Annotated in this window: 4 protein-coding genes; 2 read left to right on the top strand and 2 right to left on the bottom strand. The window is 76.5% G+C overall.

Features of this window, described 5'->3' with window-relative positions:
- The coding region (locus tag VGB14_17035; protein ID HEX9994638.1) for a Zn-ribbon domain-containing OB-fold protein at nt 1-503 on the top strand (503 nt) is incomplete at its 5' end.
- Here VGB14_17035 and VGB14_17030 read toward each other — a convergent pair.
- Together VGB14_17030 and VGB14_17025 are read right to left on the bottom strand one after the other, a co-directional pair.
- Nucleotides 500-847 carry a hypothetical protein gene (locus tag VGB14_17030; GenBank protein ID HEX9994637.1) on the bottom strand — a complete coding sequence of 116 codons (348 nt, stop codon included), beginning with the start codon at nt 845-847 and terminating at the stop codon, nt 500-502. The genes VGB14_17035 and VGB14_17030 overlap by 4 nt on opposite strands.
- 73 nt (nt 848-920) lie before the next feature.
- Complete coding sequence (locus VGB14_17025; protein HEX9994636.1) at nt 921-1,307, bottom strand: PadR family transcriptional regulator; 387 nt, start codon at nt 1,305-1,307, stop codon at nt 921-923.
- An 86-nt stretch (nt 1,308-1,393) separates the two neighbouring features.
- Here VGB14_17025 and VGB14_17020 point away from each other — a divergent pair, with 86 nt between their 5' ends.
- Nucleotides 1,394-2,113, top strand: a complete 720-nt coding sequence (locus VGB14_17020; protein HEX9994635.1) for a hypothetical protein — start codon at nt 1,394-1,396, stop codon at nt 2,111-2,113.
- Nucleotides 2,114-2,188 lie beyond the last annotated feature (75 nt).

Here is a 2,188-nt window from a genome sequence, read left to right as displayed (position 1 = left end):
GACCGTCGCCCTCCCTCGCCGACCAGGTGGCGAGGGGCGACGACGGCCTCGGCTACGCCACCTACCTGTCCTGGCGCGGCCACCTGACCCGCGAGCCGCCCCGCCGGCCCGACCCCGTCGGCCCGGCCGCCCCGCCGTCGCACCGCGAGGAGGCCTGGAAGTACGCGTTCAGGGGGAGCCGGTGCGAGGCGTGCGGGACCGTGCACCTGCCGCCCGTGCGGGTCTGCGTGTCGTGCGGCGCGGTCGACCGGATGGCGCCGGCGCCGATGGCCGACGTGCCCGGCACCGTCGCCACCTTCACCCTCGACCGGCTGGCGTGGTCGCCCAACCCGCCGATCGTCGCCGCCGTCGTGGACTTCGACGGCGGCGGCCGGTTCACGTGCGAGCTGACCGACGTCGCCCCCGACGCCGTCGCCATCGGCCTGCGGGTCGAGATGACGTTCCGCCGCCTGCTCACCGCCGGCGGCGTGCACAACTACTTCTGGAAGGCCCGCCCCCGCTAGGCGGAGCAGGAGGCGGTCGTCGTCGCCGTCGCCTCCGCGCCCGTCGCGTCGGTCACGACGACCGTGATCGTCCTCGGCGGCGCGCCGAGCCGGCAGCCGTTGCTCCAGTAGCTGGTCCCGTCGGTGGTCTCCGTCTTGAGGAGGATCGTCGAGCGGTACCACCGGAAGGTGTACGGCCCCACGCCCCCCGACGCCACCGCCACGCAGTCGTACAGGACGAGCCCGGGGTCGGCCCCGTACGAGTCGCAGCCCACGGCGACGGTCGGCGCCGTGGCCAGGGCAGGAGGAGCGACGCCCACCGAGGCGAGCACCAGCACGAGCAGGAACACGAGCCGCCGGACCATGGCCCCTCCGCCGGGAGTCGGGATGTCGGGATGTCAGGAGGGAACGTAGCAAGCGGGGCGAACCGCCGCCGGCTCAGCCCCGGTCGGGGCCGCCCCTCGCCAGCAGCGCGTCGTAGCGCTTCAGCACCCGCTCGAGGCAGGCCCGCTCCTCGTCCACCACCGACATCCACGAGTCGAGCCGGGCCCCGCCGGCGTCGGTCAGGGCGTAGACGTGGCGGGGGGAGCCGGCCGTCGGGGTGTCCTCCCAGGACCGCAGCATCCCGTCGGCCTCGAGGTCGGACAGGGCCCGGTAGATGCTCGGCCGGTCGACCGGCCCGAACCCGAGGCGGAGGAACGCGTCCACTAGGCGGTAGCCGTGGCGGGGCTCCTCGGCCAGGAGCAGCAGGAGGGCCGGGTAGAGGAAGTGCCGCGGCGCAGCGAGGTCGAACCGGCAGTGCGCGCCGGACACCTCACCTGACATCTGGCCCCCAGACCCTTGCGCCCGCGTCGGACGCGACGGCGCGTCCGGACGGTACCATCCGCCCGACGGCCCCGAGGAGGCAGGCCATGGCCGCACCACCGGACGGATCAGTCCTCGGCCCCCTCGCCGACGACCTCGCCGTCGCCGCCCTCCTGCTGGCCCGGCGCTTCGCCGCCGGCGGCACCCTCTGGTGCTGGTCGCCCGGGCAGCCGGCCCACGCCCACCACGTCGCCGTCGAGTTCGTCCACCCCGTCGTCATGGGGACGAGGGCCCTGCCCGCCGCCGTCGTGACCGCGACGGACGCCGCCGCCGAGCTGCGCCCGGTGGCCCGGCCGGGCGACGTGCTGCTCGCCGTCGCCCCCGACGACCCCGACGTCGCCGCCACCCTCCGGCGGGCGACGGCCTGGGGCCTCGCCACCCTCTGGCTGGGTGACGGCCCCCGCCCGCCGGCCGGCGCCGCCGACGGCGTGCTGTGGCTCGGCACCGGCGACGGGCCCGACGCCCTCGCCGGCCACGACGGCCGCTTCGTGCTCGCCTACCACCTGCTGTGGGAGCTGACCCACGTGTGCTTCGAGCACCCCGGCCTGCTCGTCGAGGAGCCGGCCTGCGAGGGGCCGGCCTGCACCACGTGCTCGGACGAGGGGCGCCTCGGGGAGGTGGTCGGCGCCGAGGGCACCTCGGCGACGGTCCGCACGGCGACCGGCCTGGAGCCGGTCGACACCACGATCGTCGGCGCCGTCGGGCCCGGCGACCTCGTCCTCGTCCACGCCGGGACGGCGATCGCCGTGGTCGGGGCGGGCGGGTGACCGACTTCCTCTACCCGTTCATCGAGGCCGACGAGCGCGACGCCGCCGGGCTCCTCGCCGACCTCGCCCGGTCGG

The sequence above is a fragment of the Acidimicrobiales bacterium genome, from assembly GCA_036399815.1.
Lineage (GTDB): Bacteria > Actinomycetota > Acidimicrobiia > Acidimicrobiales > DASWMK01 > DASWMK01.
The sequence above is the reverse complement of the archived record's forward strand: the minus strand, read 5'-3'. Positions and strand labels throughout refer to the sequence as shown.

Excerpts from the sequence above, each read along its gene's own strand:
- VGB14_17020 (HEX9994635.1), top strand. The coding sequence starts at position 1,394 with ATGGCCGCACCACCGGACGGATCAGTCCTCGGCCCCCTCGCCGACGAC.
- VGB14_17025 (HEX9994636.1), bottom strand. The coding sequence starts at position 1,307 with ATGTCAGGTGAGGTGTCCGGCGCGCACTGCCGGTTCGACCTCGCTGCG.
- VGB14_17030 (HEX9994637.1), bottom strand. The coding sequence starts at position 847 with ATGGTCCGGCGGCTCGTGTTCCTGCTCGTGCTGGTGCTCGCCTCGGTG.